This window comes from Microbacterium umsixpiens (assembly GCF_053543675.1).
The window spans coordinates 22,669-23,405 of the sequence record NZ_JBLVOH010000130.1 but is presented as its reverse complement, the minus strand read 5'-3'; the positions used below and the strand labels follow the sequence as shown (position 1 = coordinate 23,405).

The following is a 737-nucleotide window of genomic DNA, read 5'->3' as shown; positions in this document are numbered from 1 at the left end:
CCCCCCCGCGGATCTGTGGACGGTCGAGGGACGTTCGGCGCTGGCGGCCTACCGGGACGCGTTCGTCGCGTTGGCCGAGGACCAGCTGCGGTTCGAGATCGAGCGTGACCAGCGCGAGCAGGCGGATCAGTGGCAGCCGCAGCAGCAACAGCAGCAGGGCGACGGGACCCAGAATCCGCCCACGGAGGGAAGCACCGATCCGGGAACCGGCGTCACTCCGCCGGTCACGGACCCCGGTAGCGGCGAAACTGATCCCGGCACCGATCCGCCGCCGGACGGCGAGGGCACGCCCTAACGCACAGACCTGCTCATTCGCTGTGAGAACATATCTCCAGGAGAGTGAATAAGTCTGAGGGGGCTCCGTATCTTGATTCCGGATGGGTCTGTCGACGTGTCTACCGGCAATATTCCAATATTGTCCGAAGTGTCGGTGAAGCAGCGGCGACGCCGGATGCTGGCCGCGGTGGTCGATGGGCTCGCCTGGACTTTCGGCGTCGTCCTGGCGATCGCTCTCCGCTTCGAGTTCATGATGGACGCTCAGGGGTGGATCTCGACGATCGTGCTCGCGGTCGCCGCCGGCGTCATCCAGATGGCCGTCGGATTCGCGACGGCCCTCTACCGCGGGCGGTTCGCCTACGGCTCGTTCGATGAGGTCCGCGCGGTGGCGTTGATCGTCGTGATCGAGGCGGTGCTCCTGTCGCTGATCGTCATTCCGATCGGACCGGTCGTCGGAATCC

1 protein-coding gene and 1 pseudogene are annotated in these 737 nt (G+C 65.9%); both read left to right on the top strand.

Annotated features, from left to right (window positions below; genetic code table 11):
- Window positions 1-295: hypothetical protein (locus ACNPM4_RS13140; protein ID WP_448985968.1), on the top strand; the 295-nt coding region annotated here is incomplete at its 5' end.
- A 129-nt stretch (window positions 296-424) separates the two neighbouring features.
- Window positions 425-737: pseudogene (locus tag ACNPM4_RS13135) on the top strand (hypothetical protein); the annotation flags it as partial.